The sequence below is a fragment of the Luteimonas sp. 3794 genome, from assembly GCF_031456825.1.
GTDB lineage: Bacteria > Pseudomonadota > Gammaproteobacteria > Xanthomonadales > Xanthomonadaceae > Luteimonas.
Genome location: NZ_JAVDVJ010000001.1, coordinates 1 through 16938 on the forward strand (window position 1 = coordinate 1; position 16938 = coordinate 16938).

The 16938-nt window shown below is 68.2% G+C and carries 14 protein-coding genes and 1 pseudogene; 10 read left to right on the forward strand and 5 right to left on the reverse strand.

Features of this window, described 5'->3' with window-relative positions:
- The first annotated feature begins 238 nt into the window (after positions 1–238).
- Complete coding sequence (locus J2X52_RS00005; protein ID WP_310147177.1) at positions 239–1018, forward strand: SprT family zinc-dependent metalloprotease; 780 nt, start codon at positions 239–241, stop codon at positions 1016–1018.
- 86 nt (positions 1019–1104) lie between these two features.
- Complete coding sequence (locus tag J2X52_RS00010) at positions 1105–1581, forward strand: hypothetical protein (protein WP_310147179.1); 477 nt, start codon at positions 1105–1107, stop codon at positions 1579–1581.
- Positions 1582–1768: 187 nt separating this feature from the next.
- Here the strand turns inward: J2X52_RS00010 and J2X52_RS00015 are convergent, their stop codons facing one another.
- Both J2X52_RS00015 and hemH read right to left on the reverse strand, forming a co-directional pair.
- Entirely contained in the window at positions 1769–2629 is an 861-nt protein-coding gene (locus tag J2X52_RS00015; protein ID WP_310147181.1) for an alpha/beta hydrolase, read from the reverse strand.
- Positions 2626–3609 (reverse strand): ferrochelatase, encoded by a 984-nt coding sequence (gene hemH / locus J2X52_RS00020; protein WP_310147183.1) that lies wholly within the window; start codon positions 3607–3609, stop codon positions 2626–2628. Before hemH ends, J2X52_RS00015 begins: the two co-directional genes overlap by 4 nt.
- A 152-nt stretch (positions 3610–3761) precedes the next feature.
- Here hemH and J2X52_RS00025 point away from each other — a divergent pair, with 152 nt between their 5' ends.
- The 5 genes and pseudogenes from J2X52_RS00025 (at position 3762) to J2X52_RS00045 (ending at position 6881) form a co-directional block, all read left to right on the forward strand.
- Positions 3762–4646: a lipid-binding SYLF domain-containing protein gene (locus J2X52_RS00025; protein ID WP_310147185.1), complete on the forward strand. Its 885-nt coding sequence runs from the start codon at positions 3762–3764 to the stop codon at positions 4644–4646.
- Between the two features lie 78 nt (positions 4647–4724).
- Positions 4725–4952: a Sec-independent protein translocase subunit TatA gene (tatA, locus tag J2X52_RS00030; protein WP_310147187.1), complete on the forward strand. Its 228-nt coding sequence runs from the start codon at positions 4725–4727 to the stop codon at positions 4950–4952.
- A gap of 15 nt (positions 4953–4967) precedes the next feature.
- Positions 4968–5273, forward strand: a pseudogene (gene tatB / locus J2X52_RS00035) (Sec-independent protein translocase protein TatB); the annotation flags it as partial.
- Positions 5274–5424: 151 nt separating this feature from the next.
- Positions 5425–6183, forward strand: a complete 759-nt coding sequence (gene tatC / locus J2X52_RS00040; protein ID WP_310147189.1) for a twin-arginine translocase subunit TatC — start codon at positions 5425–5427, stop codon at positions 6181–6183.
- Positions 6180–6881, forward strand: a complete 702-nt coding sequence (locus tag J2X52_RS00045; RefSeq protein ID WP_310147191.1) for an RDD family protein — start codon at positions 6180–6182, stop codon at positions 6879–6881. The genes tatC and J2X52_RS00045 overlap by 4 nt, the downstream gene beginning before the upstream one ends.
- Before the next feature lie 10 nt (positions 6882–6891).
- Here the strand turns inward: J2X52_RS00045 and J2X52_RS00050 are convergent, their stop codons facing one another.
- The 3 genes from J2X52_RS00050 to J2X52_RS00060 form a co-directional block, all read right to left on the reverse strand.
- Positions 6892–7833, reverse strand: coding sequence for a hypothetical protein (locus J2X52_RS00050; RefSeq protein WP_310147193.1), 942 nt, complete (start codon positions 7831–7833; stop codon positions 6892–6894).
- 1011 nt (positions 7834–8844) lie between these two features.
- On the reverse strand, positions 8845–9576 hold the full coding sequence (locus J2X52_RS00055) for a glutamine amidotransferase (RefSeq protein ID WP_310147194.1): 732 nt from the start codon (positions 9574–9576) through the stop codon (positions 8845–8847).
- 200 nt (positions 9577–9776) lie between these two features.
- Positions 9777–11588: a GspE/PulE family protein gene (locus J2X52_RS00060; protein ID WP_310148754.1), complete on the reverse strand. Its 1812-nt coding sequence runs from the start codon at positions 11586–11588 to the stop codon at positions 9777–9779.
- A 99-nt stretch (positions 11589–11687) separates the two neighbouring features.
- On the opposite strand from J2X52_RS00060, the gene glyQ reads away from it, so the two are divergent.
- From glyQ to J2X52_RS00075, 3 genes are all read left to right on the forward strand, one after another.
- Positions 11688–12596, forward strand: coding sequence for a glycine--tRNA ligase subunit alpha (gene glyQ / locus J2X52_RS00065; RefSeq protein ID WP_310147195.1), 909 nt, complete (start codon positions 11688–11690; stop codon positions 12594–12596).
- A 135-nt stretch (positions 12597–12731) separates the two neighbouring features.
- A complete protein-coding gene (gene glyS / locus J2X52_RS00070) occupies positions 12732–14849 on the forward strand; it encodes a glycine--tRNA ligase subunit beta (RefSeq protein WP_310147197.1) in 2118 nt (705 codons plus the stop codon).
- A 274-nt stretch (positions 14850–15123) separates the two neighbouring features.
- On the forward strand, positions 15124–16938 hold the full coding sequence (locus J2X52_RS00075; RefSeq protein ID WP_310147200.1) for an autotransporter assembly complex family protein: 1815 nt from the start codon (positions 15124–15126) through the stop codon (positions 16936–16938).

The window sequence follows — 16938 nt, forward strand, 5'->3', positions numbered from 1 at the left end:
ATCTGGTCAGCGGGGATGCGGCACTGGCGACGGCGTTGCAGGCATCGCTTGAAACGCCTTGAGGGGCGCTACGTGGATGCAGCAGCGCGGTCGCGGGGGGGGGGGGGGGGGCGGGGGGGGGGGGGGGGGGGGGGGGGGGGGTGGGGGGGGGGGGGGGGGGGCCCCCCCCCCCCCCCCCCCCGCCCCCCCCCCCGCTCCTACAAAGGCGCGGCGGCACCGCGCGTCTTACAATCCGCACATGCCGTCCCTGTCGCGCCTGCTGTCACGTCCTGCGAAGCCTGCTTCGATCCTGCGCGACTCGCTCCATCTGACCCTCGAGGACGGGCGTGAGATCGAGGTGCTGCGCGTGCGCGATCCACGCGCGCGGCGCATGCGCCTGAGCGTCAATGAACGCGGTGCACGCCTGACTCTTCCATTGCGCGCAAGCCTTGTATCCGGCGATGCGTTCCTGCAGCAGCACCGCGCATGGCTGGCCGCGCAAATCGCGGCGCAGGGCGAAGCGCTACCGCTGCAGCGTGGCGTGACCTCGCATCTGCCGTTGCGCGGGGCGCTGCATCCGCTGCGCTGGGAGGCCGGACGATTCAGTCATGTGCGCGTGGACGAGGACAGCGCGCTGACATTCGTGTCACCCGAGCACGCCGGCCCGGCCGCCCTGCAGCGCGCGTTGCGCGAGTTCTACCAAGCACAGGCGCGTGCCGACATCGGCCGCTGGCTGCCGACCTATCTGCCCGGCCTGCCGCGCACGCCCCGGCGTATCTGCCTCAAGGTGATGTCCTCGCAATGGGGCTCGCTGGCGCCGGACGGCACGCTCAATCTCGACCTGTCGCTGGTGCTCGGCGCACCGTCCGCATTCGAGTACGTGCTGGTGCACGAGCTCTGCCATCTGATCCATGCCGACCACTCGCGGCAATTCTGGCGCGAGGTCGAAACGCGCTGCCCGGCCTGGCGTGACGCACGGGACTACTTCCGCGACAGCGGGCGGCGGCTCAAGGCTGACCTGCACGCCCTGCTGGCCTGAGCCGAACGCGGCGAGCAGCCCGATGGCCGCTACCGAGCCGCACTCGCGTTGACCTGAATGAGCGGCCATCGCCGCCGGAGAATCCGATGGTCCGCCTGTGCCTGGCCCTGCTGCTCGTTGTCATGCTGCCGGGCTGCCGCCAGCCCGGCGAGGCCCTGGGCACGACGGTCCGCTTCGACGCACGCGGCGACCGGGTCGCGGCGACGCCAGTGTCGCCGCGTGCGACCGCACTGGCGCTACCAGCGGATTTTCCGGGCGATGTCCATCTGCCCGCGCGCTATGCGATCGACACGCTGACCGACATGCCGGGCACGCAGATCATCAGCCTGCTCGCCGAAGGCGAGGTCGTGGCGCTGTCGCAGGAAACCCGCCGCGCGATGGAACACGATGGCTGGCAGCGCCGGCTCGTCACGCACCGTGGCGGCGACAGCGCGGTACTCGCATTCGAGAAGGATGGCCGCAGTGCGCTGTTCGCGTTCGACCGGAACCAGCCGGCGCAACCGTCGGAAGATGCGGGGGTGATCGTCAGCCTGCAGCTGCAGGACGGGGCCGCGCGGCTTTGAGGGCAGCGCCCGAAAAATTCGGCAGACGTGACCTCACCTCACCCCACGCTCTGCGCCCCCGCGCTCGCGTCACCGCGAGGGCGTTCGTCGGCACGCGAGCCAGTGGCTCGCAAGCCTGCCTTCTCACCTCAGAGGGGGAGGGACGCTGGTCGACACGCGTGTTGGCAGGCGCGCCGCCGCAGCCGGCTCAGCGCAGCAGGAAATCCCCGATCGCGGCCGCGACGTCCGCAGGCTGTTCCATGTGCAGGTGATGGCCGCCAGCGATGACGGTGAGATCACCATCGGGCAGCAGGCGCGCACGACGGGAACGGTCGGGTTCGGGCAGATAGGGCTGCGGCGGGTCGGCATAGATCACGCGCGTCGGGCATTCGATGCCGGCGATCAGGGCGTCGACCTGGCCGGGTGTCATGCGCACGGCGGTCGGGATGGTCAGGCGCGGGTCGCTGCACCACACATGGCCGCCTTCGACCGCCTGCACGCCACGCTCGACCAGCAGCCGCGCGACCGGTTCACTCAGGTCGTTGACCCGTACGCGCGCGCGAATCGGCGCATCGAGATCGGGAAACACACGCAGCGGGCGCGTACCCAGCCCCCGCGACGAGATCACCGCTTCGCGCAGGCGCGGCACGGTTTCGGGTTCGCTCTCGGGCAGTGCGCCCAGCGCTTCGATCGCGACCAGGCGTTCGATGCGTTCGGGCACCGCGGCCGCCACGAGGCTGGCGATGCCCGCGCCCATCGAATGCCCCAGCAGGGCGAAGCGGTCCCAGCCCAGCGCATCGGCGATGTCGAGCACCTGGTGCACGGCGCCGACGAAGGTGTAGTCGGTACCGACCGGCATGTGCGCGCTGCGGCCATGGCCGGGCAGATCGGGGGCGACGAGATCCAGGCCGTCGAGATGCGCGGCCAGCGGCAAGAAACTCGCGGCATTGTCGAGCCAGCCGTGCAGCGCCAGCACGCGGCGCTCGCCGACGGTACCGAAACGCAGACCACGTACGGTGCCGATGCCGATTTCGACCTCGAACGGCTGCGCTGGTGCGAGGCCGCTCATACGTGCGCGTCCAGATCGCGACGCGTCAATGCCGCCAGCGCGCGCGCATGCGCGGGTGCGTCGTTGAGACAGGGGATGTAGCGCAGGTCCTTGCCGCCGTGCGCGTGGAAGATCTCGGCGTTCTGCAGCGCGATCTCCTCCAGCGTTTCCAGGCAGTCGACCGCGAACCCCGGACACACGACATCGATCACGCGGATGCCATCGCCGCCCAGGGCCTTCAGCGTCTCGTCGGTGTAGGGCTGCAACCATGGTTCGCGGCCGAAGCGCGACTGGAACGTCAGCATCGCCTCGCCCGGTGCCAGCCCCAGCGCCTGCACGATCGCGTCGACACTCGCCCGGCACTGCACGGGATACGGATCGCCAGCGTCGGCCAGTCGCTGCGGAATGCCGTGGAAGGAGAACAGCAGCCGCTCACCGCGGCCGTGCGTCTCCCAGTGCGCACGGATGGACGCGGCCACCGCCTCGACCCAGTCCGTGTCCAGGTGATAGTCGTCGCGCATCCGCGCAACGCCATCGGCGCCGAAGACCTCGTCGACGATATCGCGGACCGATGCCGTCGTCGTCGTCGAATACTGCGGGTACAGCGGCAGCACCTGCACCCGCGCATGGCCGGCGTCGCGCAGACGCGTCAACACGCTGCGCAAGGACGGATTGCCGTAGCGCATGGCGTAGACCACCTCGGCATCGGGCATGTCCGCCTGCACCGCCGCCGCGAGCCGCGCGGTGTGTACAGCGAGCGGCGAGCCGTCGTCCATCCAGACGCCGGCATAGAGTTTCGCCACGCGCGGTGAGCGGAACGGCAGGATCACGAAGTGCAGGATCGGGCACCACAGCCAGCGGCTCAGCGCGACCACACGGTAGTCGTGCAGGAACTCGGCGAGATACCGCCGCACCGCTTTTGGCGTGGGCGCATCGGGCGTGCCGAGATTGACGAGCACGACGGCATCGCGCGCGGCGCGCGGAGAGATGGATTCGGACATCCGCATAGAATGGCAGGCGGACCGGTGCAATGGCAGCGTCCCGTGCCCGGGAAGAACTCATGCGCGATTCATTGCGCCGTCACTAGCCTGAATCCGTTCTGCGTGCGCGTCCTCAGCGCCCGTCCGATTTGCGCCCTTGCCCCGGAGCCACCATGACCCGTCCGTTCCGCCACACCGTGCTGGTTGCCGCCCTCGCCGCCGCGTTCGTCGCCGGTCCCGCCGTTGCCGGCCCGACCGAAGACACCCGTGCGCAGAACGCGGTGCGGGTGCTCAACGAGATCCAGGCGATTCCCGAGTCGGGCATCCCCGACAAGCTGCTCGACGAGGCGCGTGCGATCGTCGTGATTCCCGACACCATCAAGGCCGGTCTGATCATCGGCGGCCGCCGCGGCCACGGCGTGATGTCGGTCAAGACCCCGGAAGGCACCTGGTCAAGCCCGGCCTTCGTCAAGATCACTGGCGGCAGCATCGGGTTCCAGGCCGGCGTGCAGTCCTCGGACGTGGTGCTGGTGTTCCGCAACGAGCGCAGTCTGGAATCGATCGTCAACGGCAAGTTCACCCTGGGCGCCGATGCCGGTGTGGCCGCCGGCCCGGTGGGCCGCAACGCCGCCGCGCTGACAGATGGCCAGCTCAAGGCGGAGATCTGGTCGTGGTCGCGCGCGCGCGGGCTGTTCGCAGGCGTCGCCCTCGATGGGGCGGTGCTGCAGATCGACGATGCCGCCAACATGGCCGTCTATGGCCGCAACACCACGCCGCGGGCGATTCTGGAGAACCGCCCTGGCCAGGCGCCATCGAGCGCTGTCGTGGATTTCCGCGACCGGCTGGAGGAAGCCAGCGCCACCGCACGCGTATCGCGCGGCGGAACCGGCGTGCCGGTCGCCCGCAATGTGCAGCAGCCGGCCTACACGCCGGCGATTCAAGATGTGCCCCACACCTCCACGGCGCCGCTGCAGTCCCAGCAGGGCCAGCCCTCGACCCAGGGCTTCCAGAACGTCGACGACCAGCCTGCGACCGTCGAACCGCTGCCCGAGTACTGATCCGGCGCGCACCCGCACGTTGCGTGCGGGTGCGGTGCGTTATCCTGCCCGACCACCCGCAGCTCCCGGAATTCCGCCATGGGCAGTTTCAGCATCTGGCATTGGGCCATCGTCCTCGTTGTCGTCTTGCTGGTCTTCGGCACCAAGAAGCTGCGCGGCGCCGGTCGTGATCTTGGCGAAGCGGTCAAAGGCTTCAAGAAAGGCATGCACGACGACGAGACGCCCGAGCGTCTCGACGACCGTTCGCAGGATCCCGTGAGCCGCGAGGCCGACAGGACGCGCCACGACGACACCACCCCGCGCTGACGCGAGGCGCGGTCGATGTTCGGGATCGGCACGGCCGAGTTGATGTTCATCGCGTTGATCGCGTTGGTCGTGCTTGGTCCCGAGAAAATGCCCAAGGCGGCACGCTTCGCCGGTCTCTGGATACGTCGCGCGCGTGCGCAGTGGTATTCGGTGAAGTCCGAACTCGAACGCGAGCTGGCCGCCGAGGACCTCAAGCGCAGCGTGCGCGACGCGCAGCAATCGATTGCGGATGTCGGCACCCAGTTGCGCGATGCCGAGCAGCAGGCCCGCGAGCGCATCGATGGCGTACGCAGGGAGGCCGGCGATCTGGTTGCACAGGCGCGGCGCATGTCGGTCGAACCGCCTGCGACGCATCGCAGCCTCGACGCACCGCCTGCACCCGAACCGGACGCACCCTTGCCGCCCGATGCGATTGCCGGCGATCCCACGTCCCCGCCCGTCGCGGCAACCGTAGCCGACGAGGAGGGCGATCGTGGCGTTGCACGCTGACGAAGACGGCGGCGAGGGCAGCCTGATCGACCATCTGATCGAACTGCGCATGCGCCTGATGCGCGGGGTTGCCGTGACCGGGATCGTGCTGCTGTGCCTGCTGCCGTTCGCGAACAAGCTCTACGGCCTGCTCGCGCAGCCGTTGCTCGACAAACTGCCCGACGGCGCCCACCTGATCGCGATCGAAGTCGCGTCGCCATTCTTCGCGCCGCTGAAGCTGGCGTTCTTCACCGCGGTGGTGGTGACGATGCCGTGGCTGCTCTACCAGGCGTGGGCCTTCGTCGCGCCGGGCCTGTACAAGCGCGAGAAACGCCTGGCGATGCCGTTGCTGGCGTCGGCTGTCGCGCTGTTCTACATCGGCTGCGCGTTCGCGTTCTTCTTCGTGCTGCCGTCGGTGTTCAGCTTCCTGACGATGGTCACGCCCGACGGCGTGGCGATGATGACCGACATCAACGCCTATCTGAATTTCGTGCTGGTGATCTTTCTGGCGTTCGGCCTCAGCTTCGAGTTGCCGATCGCTCTGGTGATCCTGGTGCTGCTGGGCTGGGTGACCACCGACCAGCTGCGTGAGGCACGCGGCTACGCGGTCGTGGGTGTGTTCGTGCTGGCCGCGATCATCACCCCGCCCGACGTCGTCTCGCAGCTGATGCTCGCCATTCCGATGTGTCTGTTGTACGAAGCCGGCATCATCGCCGCGCGCCTGCTCGCCCCCAAGCCCGGCGCGGTGCGCGACGACGCATGAGTCCGCCGGTCGCCACGCCCACGCCGCTGCTGCGCCGGTACACGGCCTGGTCGCTGGATGCGGCGGCGATTGGACTGCTGGTGGTCGCGCTGATGCACCGGCGCCTGTACGAAGCCCTGGAGACCTGCGCGCGCGCGATCGACGCCCTCACGCAGGCGATGGCCGCGCTGATGCAGCAGACGCTCGAAGTGGCCGCCTCGCCGCCTGCCCTGCTGCAGGTCTGGATGGCGGATCCCCAACTCCAGGTCGCCATCACCGCGCTGACGCTGGCGGTGTCGGCGCTGGTCCTGCCGACCATGGCGGTGTTCGCGCTGGTCGCCTTCGCCTGGTTCAGCGCATTCGAGGGTTCGCAGTGGCAGGCCACGCCCGGCAAGCGCCTGCTCGGCCTGCAGGTGGTCGATGACGACGGGCTGCCGCCCGGCTATGTGCGCGCCGGCCTGCGCAACGCGGCCGGTCTGCTGTCCTGGGTGAGCTTCAACATCGGCCATCTGATGGCCGCACGCGCGCCGCGCCACCAGGCACTGCACGACCGCATCGCCGGCACACGCGTGTTACAGCCCGATCCGGCGCCGATCCCCATGCTCGCGCGGCTGTGGCTGGTATTGCAGCCCTCGGCATTTTTCCTGCTGCTGGCGCTGCTGATGCACAGGATCGACCAGAGCCTCGCCGCCGCGCTCGACGCGACGCTCGGGTTCTAGACGCGCTCGATCAGAGCTCGATGCGGCTGTTGTCGCCGGCGCCCGGCGCCGGGCCACCGGCCGACGCGTCGTCCTGCGGACCGCACACGTCGCGCCACATCGCATACATCGCACCGAACATGACGATGTAGAGGATCAGCAGCAGGATCAGATACAGCGGCAGTACCAGCAGCGCGGCGAGCCCGGGATGCACGAGGCTGGCCACGACACTGATGATGGTGACGACCATCGCGAACGCCAGCATCAGCGCAAAGCCTCCGGCCATCGCGATCGCCGCGGCCACGACCACCGGCAACACATTGCGCAGCGCCCCGCCCAGGCCATCGGTGAACGCCTGCAACACAGGCCGGTCGCCGAGCGCCACCTGGCCGAGGCCGATCGCATAGACGGTGGCGTAGTAGACGCCGAAGAAGATCGCAAGCGCCATCAGCGGCGCGATGCCGGCCGGCGGCAGCGGCAGATCCGGAGGCGTGGCCGGGCCCGTCTGCGTGCTCATTTCCTGGCTGATCGTCAGCACCTGCATATACCAGTCGACCACGCCGTCGCCGAACGCGCTGACCAACGCGTAGAACGTCGCGATGTAGAGCGCGCCCATCAGCACGCCGAAGCCGATCAGGCGCCCGGCATTGCCACCCGTGAACACCGCGAACACATCGGTCGGCTGCGCCGGACGCCCGTGCTCGGCCGCGTCGATGACGTGCAGCACGCCGGCGATCAGCAGCGGGTAGACGATGATCGACACGAGGGACGTGGCGCCGATCAGCATGACCTGGGTATTGGCATCGAGCCCGAACGCGATCTGCGCGACCGCCTGGAGCACGTTCGGGATCAGCGCGAGCAACGCCACGATCGCCGTCGCCCCGTACACCGCGCGCGGATTGGCGCGACCGACGTTGACGCCCTGCACGATCCACTTCCAGCCGTGGCCGGCTCCTACCGTCCGAGTCGTCATTTCCGCCGTATTCCAGGTGTCTGTCGCGTGGACGTGCCACGAAGGCGGTCATCGTATCGCATGCATCGGAGACGCCGCTGGGATGCGCTGTGTGTTCAGCGGCGATGGCGGCGTGGGTTCCGGGCTGCCGCTCGGCCTGTTCGTGCTGGAGATACTGCCCTGCTGTGCGCGGGCCGCCCGCCTTTTTCTGCAGGGCGCTGCGGCCGTGATTCCCGCGGAGGCGGGTTTTCAACCGACGCATATCCGGTCATCCAGCGACTTTGCGTCTGGCTCTGGCTCTGGCTCTGGCTCTGGCTCTGGCTCTGGCTTTGGCTCTGGCTTTGGCTTTGGCTTTGGCTTTGGCTTTGGCTTTGGCTTCCAGCCTTTGACTTGAATCGAGCCGTAGAGCGAGCCGAGCACCGGAGCCTGGCGTGGCCGAAGAGCAGCCCATGTCTGAGCGCAGCGAGTTTGGGCTGCGTGCCGCGTCAGGCGAGGAGCGGAGGGAACCGACGCGGCTTCATGCGTCGGCTCGCGTCCGGCGAAGACGGTTTTGCTTACTTTTGCCAAGACAAAAGTAAGCCGCGCGACAGCGCGGAAGCCCTGTCCTTAATCTTCGCTCCTGCGGTTGATTCTTTCTTTCTCGGAACATCAGGGTCGCAAAGCGACGGGCGAAGAAGCTTGAGCAAGTGCAAGGCTTTCGCCCGCTGCGCGTGCGAGTCCCTTTTGGATGGACCCAAAAGGAACCAAAAGGTCCCTTCGCCGGACGCGATCCGCCGCGATACAGCCGCGGCGGTCCCCTGCGCTTCTCGGTCGACGGGGCACGCAGCCCAAACTCGCTACGCTCAGACATGGGCTGCTCTTCGACCCCGCCGCCCTGCGATGCTCGGCTCGCTCTACGGCTCGATTCAAGTCAAAAGCGGGAGCCAGAGCAAAAGCAAAAGCAACGGCAGAGCAGCATCACTGCAAAGCCAAAAAGCCAAAGCGAACCAACATCCATGGAAGCCCGCATGCGCGGGCATGACGGCGAACGAATCAGTCGCGCGGCAGCGCGCCTGCAAAGCGGACGAATCGCTGCAACACCGCCCGCGCTTCCGGCGCAGCGCGCACCGCCGCGACCAGCGCGACCGGGTCGAGGCCTTCCTGGTACAGCGGCCCCGAGCGCGCGCGGATGTAGCCGCGCATGTGGGTGGCGCTGAACTCCGGGTGGAACTGGACACCCCAGGCCCGATCGCCCCAGCGGAACGCATGGTGCGGTTCCAACTCGGAATGCGCCAGCAGGGTCGCACCCTCGGGCAGGCGCAGGACGGTTTGCAGGTGCGTCGTCTGGGCAGGAAAACGCGGGCCGGCGGCGGCGAACAATGGGTCGTCGGAGGCGGCAGCTTCGGTTTCGACATCGAAGGTGCCCATCTCGCGACCCCGCGGGTTCTCGCCGACCTCGCCGCCCAACGCGTGGGCGAGCAGCTGGTGGCCGTAGCAGATGCCGAACAACGGCACGCCGGCGTGCGCGGCGTCGCGCAGCCAGGCAGCCGTGCGTTCGCTCCAGTCGGCGCGGTCGGTGACCATCGCGCCGGAGCCGGTGACGATGACGCCGGCAAAATCGTCCACGTCCGGCAGCGTGGCCCCGTGTTCGACATCGACCACCACCGCGTCACCCTCCGACAGGCCGGCCGCGACGCGGATCCAGTGCGGGAAGCCGCCGTAGCGGCGCATCGAAGGCAGGGGGCGGCCGGTTTCGACGATCAGGAAGCAGCGGTCGAAGGACATCGTAGGCGCAGCCGGAGCGGGAGGACGGCGCAGCGTAGCGGATCGGGGCGGGTGAGCGGTTGTGTGGGATCGAGCCTCACCGCCCTGCCCTCACCCGACGCGCTTTACGCGTCGACCTCTCCCAAAGGAAGAGGTGCCCCTTACGTCGCGTACCGCGGTCGCGCCGACGCATGCGTCACGAGTCACGAGGCACAAGCCACCTACTCCCGCGGCGGCAGCACCGTCATCACTTCTTCCACCGTGGTCACGCCTTGGGCAACCTTCTCGGCGCCGGCCATGCGCAGCGTGCGCAGGCCCTCGCCGACCGCGGCCTGGCTGAAACCCGACAACGCCATGTCCGGCTGGATCTTCGCGCGCAGCGCGGGCGTCACCGGCATCAGTTCGTAGATGCCGACGCGGCCGAAATAACCGGTGTTGCGGCACTCGAGACACCCGACCGGTCCGCACGCGGTCTCCGGCGGCGGCACGTCGCTGTCGGGGCCGAGCAGCGCGCGCCAGGCTTCAGAATCGACCGGCTGCGGCTGCTTGCAGTGCCGGCACAGCGTGCGCACGAGGCGCTGGGCCAGCACGCCGTTGAGCGTGGAGGCGATCAGGTAATGCGGCAGACCGAGATCGAGCAGACGGGTGATCGCCGACGGCGCATCGTTGGTGTGCAGCGTGGAGAGCACCAGATGTCCGGTCAGCGAGGCCTGCACCGCCATCTGCGCGGTGTCGAGGTCGCGGATCTCGCCGATCATGATGATGTCCGGATCCTGACGCAGCAGCGTGCGCACGCCTTGCGCGAAGGTCAGGTCGATCGCGTTGTGCACCTGCATCTGGTTGAGTTCGACCGAGACCATTTCGATCGGATCCTCGACCGTGCAGACGTTGACGTCGTCGGACGCCAGCTTCTTTAGCGTCGAATACAACGTGGTCGTCTTGCCCGAACCGGTCGGGCCGGTGACCAGCACGATGCCGTGCGGTCGCGCGACGAGATCGTTCCACGCCGCCGCCTCGCCAGCGTCGAAGCCGAGGTGTTCGATCGGCTTGAACACGGTGTCCGGGTCGAAAATGCGCATGACGACCTTTTCGCCGAAGGCGGTCGGCATCGTCGACAGACGCATTTCCACCTCGCGGCCACCCGGCGAACGCGTCTTGATGCGCCCGTCCTGCGGGCGCCTGCGTTCGGCCAGATCCATGCGGCCCAGCACCTTGATGCGGCTGACGGCGGCGGTCATCACCGGCGGCGGCATCTCGAAGACCTTGTGCAGCACGCCGTCGATGCGGAAGCGCACGCGGCCCACGTCGCGACGCGGTTCGAGATGGATGTCGGAGGCGCGCTGCTCGTAGGCGTACTGCAGCAGCCAGTCGACGATGTGGACGATGTGGTGGTCGTCGGCGTTGACGTCGCCCGAGCGGCCCAGTTCGACCAGTTGCTCGAACGTCGGCGCGTTGCTGCTGGTCTCGCGACCGTCCTTGGCGCCGCGGATCGACCGCGTGACGCCGAAGAACTCCATCGTGTAGCGGTGCAGGTCCAGCGGATTGGCGATGACCAGATCGATCTCGCGTCGCAGCAGGCGCTGGATGTCGGTCAGCCAGTCGAGCGCCATCGGTTCGCTGGTCGCGATGCGCGCGCGGTCGGGCGTGACCTCGACCGGCAGGATGCGGTGGCGCTTGGCGTAGGCGTGGGAGAACAGGTCGGTGACGTCGCCGACGGCGATCTTGGTCGGGTCGATGCGCAGATAGACGTGACCCGTGGCCTGCGCCAGCCATTCGGTCAGCGCCTCGAGGCCGAGCTCGGTGCCGGGTCGGCGCGCCGACGGCAGCTTGAGATTCGCGAGCAGCACCAGCGGATGCACCGCATCGAGACCGCGCGTATTGCGCCCGCCCACCCGCGCGCGCTCGGCATCTCCCGGCGCCAGCAGGCCATCGGCCAGCAGGGCGTCGATGACCGGTTCGAGGGTCAGACGGCCCGGCGGCAGACGTCCGCCGAATTCGGCGGGCGGACGTGGGCCGGTCGGATACTGCGGCATGCGCGGATCGTTCAAGCCGGGTCCTCCATGGCGCATGGTACGGCGGGCGCCTCGATGCGGCCCGCTATACTAGCGCGCCGCCGCAGACGCGATTCTCCGATGACCGGACCGACGTTCCAGGAGCTGATCCTCACGCTCAACACCTACTGGGCCAGACAGGGCTGCGTGCTGATCCAGCCGCTGGACCTCGAGGTCGGCGCGGGAACTTTCCATCCGGCCACGTTCCTGCGCGCGCTCGGCCCCGAGCCGTGGAACGCCGCCTACGTGCAGCCGAGCCGCCGCCCGACCGACGGCCGCTACGGCGACAACCCGAACCGCCTGCAGCGCTACTACCAGTACCAGGTGGCGATGAAGCCGAACCCGGACAACATCGTCGAGCTGTATTTCGACTCGTTGAAGGCGCTCGGCATCGATCCCGAAGTGCACGACCTGCGCCTGGTCGAGGACAACTGGGAATCGCCGACGCTCGGCGCCTGGGGTCTGGGCTGGGAAGTCTGGCTCAACGGCATGGAAGTCACCCAGTTCACCTATTTCCAGCAGGCCGGCGGCATCGAGTGCAAGCCGGTGCTCGGCGAGATCACCTACGGTCTCGAGCGCCTGTGCATGTACCTGCAGAACTGCGACAACGTCTACGACCTGGTGTGGACGCACGGCCCCGACGGCACGCCGGTGACCTACGGCGACGTCTACCACCAGAACGAAGTCGAGCAGAGCGCCTACAACTTCGAGCACGCGAATGTGGACGTGCTGTTCCGCCGCTTCGACGAATGCGAGGCCGAGGCACTGAAGCTGGTCGAGCTGGGTCTGCCGCTGCCGGCCTACGAGCAGGTGACGAAGGCCAGCCACAGTTTCAACATGCTCGATGCCCGCCGCGCGATCAGCGTGACCGAGCGCCAGCGCTACATCCTGCGCGTGCGCACGCTGGCGCAGGGCGTGGCCAAGGCCTATTACGCGCAGCGTGAGGCGCTGGGATTTCCCGGGCTGAAGCGCGCGCCGGAATCAGCTTGAGCCCCTCTCCCGTCTGCGGGAGAGGGGTTGGGGTGAGGGCGCTGTTCGCGCACCCGCTAGTAAAGCGCCCTCATCCGGCGCTGCGCGCCACCTTCTCCCCGAGGGAGAAGGGAATTTCTTCTGGATCGAATCGCCATGACTGACATGCATCCCCTCCTGATCGAACTCGGCACCGAAGAACTGCCGGTCAAGGCCCTGCCCGGCCTGGCGCAGGCGTTCTTCGACGGCGTGATCGCGGCGCTGGACAGGCGTGGTGTGGCAGTGGAGCGCGAAGGCGCGAAGCCGCTGTACACGCCGCGTCGCCTGGCCGTGCTGCTGCCGGGCGTGGCGAGCGAACAGCCCGAGCAGCGCTCGGAAGTGCTGGGCCCCTATCTCAGCATCGCGCTCGATGCCGACGGCAACCCGACCAAGGCGTTGCAGGGCTTCGCGGCAAAGGCCGGCATCGACTGGACCGCGCTCCATAAGACCAGTGACGCCAAGGGCGAGCGCTTCGTGCATCGTGCGGTGACACCCGGTGCGACGACCGCGGCGCTGTTGCCGGACGTGCTGCGCGAGGCGATCGCCGCGATGCCGATCCCCAAGCCGATGCGCTGGGGTGCCCACAGCTACGCGTTCGCGCGGCCGGTGCACTGGCTGGTGCTGCTGCACGGCGGGACGGTCGTCGACACCGAACTGTTCGGCGTGCGCAGCGGCCGCGGCAGTCGCGGCCATCGCTTCATGCACGACGCCGCGGTCGAGATCGCGACGCCGGGCGACTACGTCGACGCGCTGCGCAATGCGAAGGTCATCGTCGATGCCGATGCGCGTCGCGCGGAGATCGTGCGCGAGGTCGAGGACGCCGCGCGCGCCGTCGGTGGCGATGCGCGCATCGAGGCCGACAATCTCGAGCAGGTCGTGTGCCTGGTCGAATGGCCGAAGGCGGTGCCCTGCACCTTCGAGCCCGAGTTCCTCGCCGTGCCGCAGGAAGCGCTGATCGCGACGATGGAAGCGAACCAGAAATTCTTCCCGGTATTGCGCGACGGCAGGCTCACCGAACATTTCATCGGCATCGCCAACATCGTGTCGAAGGACGAGGCCGAAGTGGCCAAGGGCTACGAGCGCGTGATCCGCCCGCGCTTCGCCGATGCCAAGTTCTTCTTCGACGAGGACCTCAAGCAGGGTCTGTCGGCGATGAACGATGGCCTCCGCACCGTGACCTACCAGGCCAAGCTGGGCAGCGTCGCCGACAAGACCGTGCGCGTCGCCGCACTGGCCGAAGTGATCGCGCCGCAGGTCGGTGTGGACGCCGCACTCGCCAAGCAGGCCGCGCTGCTGTCGAAGGCCGATCTGCAATCGCGCATGGTCAACGAATTCCCGGAACTGCAGGGCATCGCCGGTCGTTACTACGCCAGGCAGGACGCGGCGCTGGCCGGCCTGTCCGACGACGATCGCGCCGCGCTCGCGAATGCACTCGACGAAGCCTGGCAACCGCGTTTCGCCGGCGACGATATCGCGCTGTCACCGCTGGGCAAGGTGTTGGCGATCGCCGAGCGTCTCGACACGCTGGCCGGTGGTTTCGCTGCGGGTCTCAAGCCGACCGGCAACAAGGATGCATTCGCGCTGCGGCGGAATGCGTTGGGTCTGGCGCGGACTTTGATCGAAAGTGGGTTCGATCTCGATCTGCAGGCGCTGCTGGCCAGCGCGATCGAGCGTGTGGGCGCGCTGCCCACTAGCAAGGACGGCGCGAGCGCATTCGCTGACCGTGGCGAACTCTACGACTTCATCCTCGACCGCTTGAAGGGTTACTACGCCGACAAGAGCGTGACCGTGCAGCAGTTCAACGCCGTCGCCGCGCTGCAACCGAAGTCGCTCTACGACCTCGACCGCCGCATCGACGCGATCGGCACCTTCGCCGCGCTGCCCGAAGCCGCGGCCCTCGCCGCCGCCGACAAGCGCATCCGCAACATCCTGCGCAAGGCCGACATCGAGATCCCCGGCGACGTCGATCCGGCGCTGTTGCGTGAGCCGGCCGAGGCCGCGCTGGCCGAGGCGGTGGAAGCGGTGCGCGGCGAAACGGGTCACGCACTCGCACACGGCGACTATGTGTCGGTGCTGACACATCTGGCGCGGCTGCGGCCGCAGGTCGATGCGTTCTTCGACAGCGTGATGGTCAATGCCGACGATGCCGCGCTGCGCGCCAATCGGCTCGCGCTGCTCAAGCGCCTGTCCGAGCGCCTGGGCAGCGTGGCCGCGATCGAGCATCTGTCGAGCTGAACGAGTAGGGATGCGCGCGCGGCGCGCATGAAGCGCGCTGCTTCAATCGCAGACGTGTCGAGGGACCGACAGGTCGCTCCGCTTCGTTTGTCATTCCCGCCCAGGCGAGGCTCTCAATAGCCGAGCGGCTGGTATCCATAGACGTTCACCCATTGACAGCAAAGTCCCTGGATTCCCGCCTACGCGGGAATGACGGTTATGAAGATCCTCGATGACGCCGTCGCGCGCGCGCCCCGTTAATCGAGCCTTGACGCCACTCCGGTATCCTCGCGCGATGCCTCGCGTCCCTGTGTATCTCGCCGCCGTCCTCCTCCTGTGTGCGTCGGCCGCGGCGCACGCTGCGCGTGTCGAACGCGTCGACATCGTCGGCCTCGACGAGGAGATGACCGAGAACGTCCGCGTCTCGCTGGCGCTCTACGACGCCATCGGCCGCGACATCTCCGGCCGGCGGATGGCCTATCTGCTGCGCGAGGCCGAGCGTGAGACCCGCAGGGCGCTCGAGCCTTTCGGTTACTACTCGCCCACCATCGACGTACAGCGCAACCGCGAGGACGATGCGATCTCGGTGCGCGTGGTCGTCGATGCCGGACAGCCCGTGCGGGTGCGCAACAGCGACATCGCGATCATCGGCGAGGGTGGCCAGGACCGGTATCTGGCGCGCGACATCGCCCGCTTCTTGCCGAGCGAGGGCGCGGTGTTCAGCCATCCCGACTACGAGTCCAGCCGCAACCAGCTGAGCCGACGACTGGCCGAGCGCGGGTATTTCGATGCGGAATTCGCGTCGCGCCGGGTCGAGGTCACGCGCGCGGACTTCGCCGCCGACATCGATGTGGTCTGGACCAGCGGCGACCGTTACAACATGGGCGCCACCACGTTCGAGCAGACGCCCGAACAGATCGTCAACGACAGCCTGCTCGAGGGCCTCGTCTACTGGGACGAAGGCAGCTACTACCACCAGGGCCGTATCGACCGCCTGCGTTCGTCGCTCGGCCGGCTGGACTACTTCTCCAACATCGACATTGAGCCGCAGGTCAGCGAGGCCAACGAGCGCCGCGAAGTGCCGGTCAAGGTCACGCTGACACCCGCCAAGCGCAGCATCTACACCTCGGGCGTGAGCTACGGCACCGACAGCGGCGCCGGTATCCGGCTCGGCGTGGAGCGGCGCTACGTCAACATGCGTGGACACAAGGCGCTGGCCCAGATCGACTACGCGCAGCGCCGCAAGACCGCGACGCTGCAGTACCGCATCCCCGCGTTCGCCTGGTTCGATGGCTGGTACACCGCCAGCCTGCAGGTTGCCGACGAGCAGACCGACTACATCGATTCGCGCCGGGTCGAACTGGTGGGCAGCCGTAACGGCCAGTACAACGAGTTCCTGAATCTCGTCGCCTCGCTGCACGTGCTGCGCGAACGCTGGGCCTACGCACCGGAAGAAGACCCGGACAATCCCCTGCCGCCCAACGACGAGTTCAACGGTGCGCTGTACCGCTACGCCACGTTCGCGTATCCCTCGCTGCGCGCCGAGTACATCGACGTCAACGACCGCCTGTTCCCCACCAGCGGCATCGGCGGCTCGATCATGCTGCGCGGCGGCGTCGAAGGCGCGGCCTCGGATACATCGTTCGCCCAGATCCACGCGCGGGCCAGCTGGTTCCGCGGCATCGGCGAGTCCAACCGCCTGATCGTGCGCGGCGAGCTCGGTCACACCTTCACCGATGCGCTGGTGGCGATGCCGCCGAGCCTGCGTTTCTACGCCGGCGGCGACCGCAGCATCCGCGGCTACGACTGGCGTGAGGTCGGCCCGCGCATTCCCGCACGCAACGGCCGGCGCGCGTTCGCGATCGGCGCCACGAGTGTGGTCACCGCGAGTGTCGAGTTCGAACGCTATTTCACCGACACCATCGGCGCGGCCGTGTTCGTCGACAGCGGCGACGCCTTCGACGGCTCCTCGCCGCAGTGGCGCACAGGCGTGGGCATCGGCGCACGCTACAAGTCGCCAGTCGGCCCGCTGAAATTCGATATCGCGCGTGGTCTCGACAACCCCGATTCGGCGTTCACGATCGGCCTGTCGATCGGCGCGGAGTTCTGA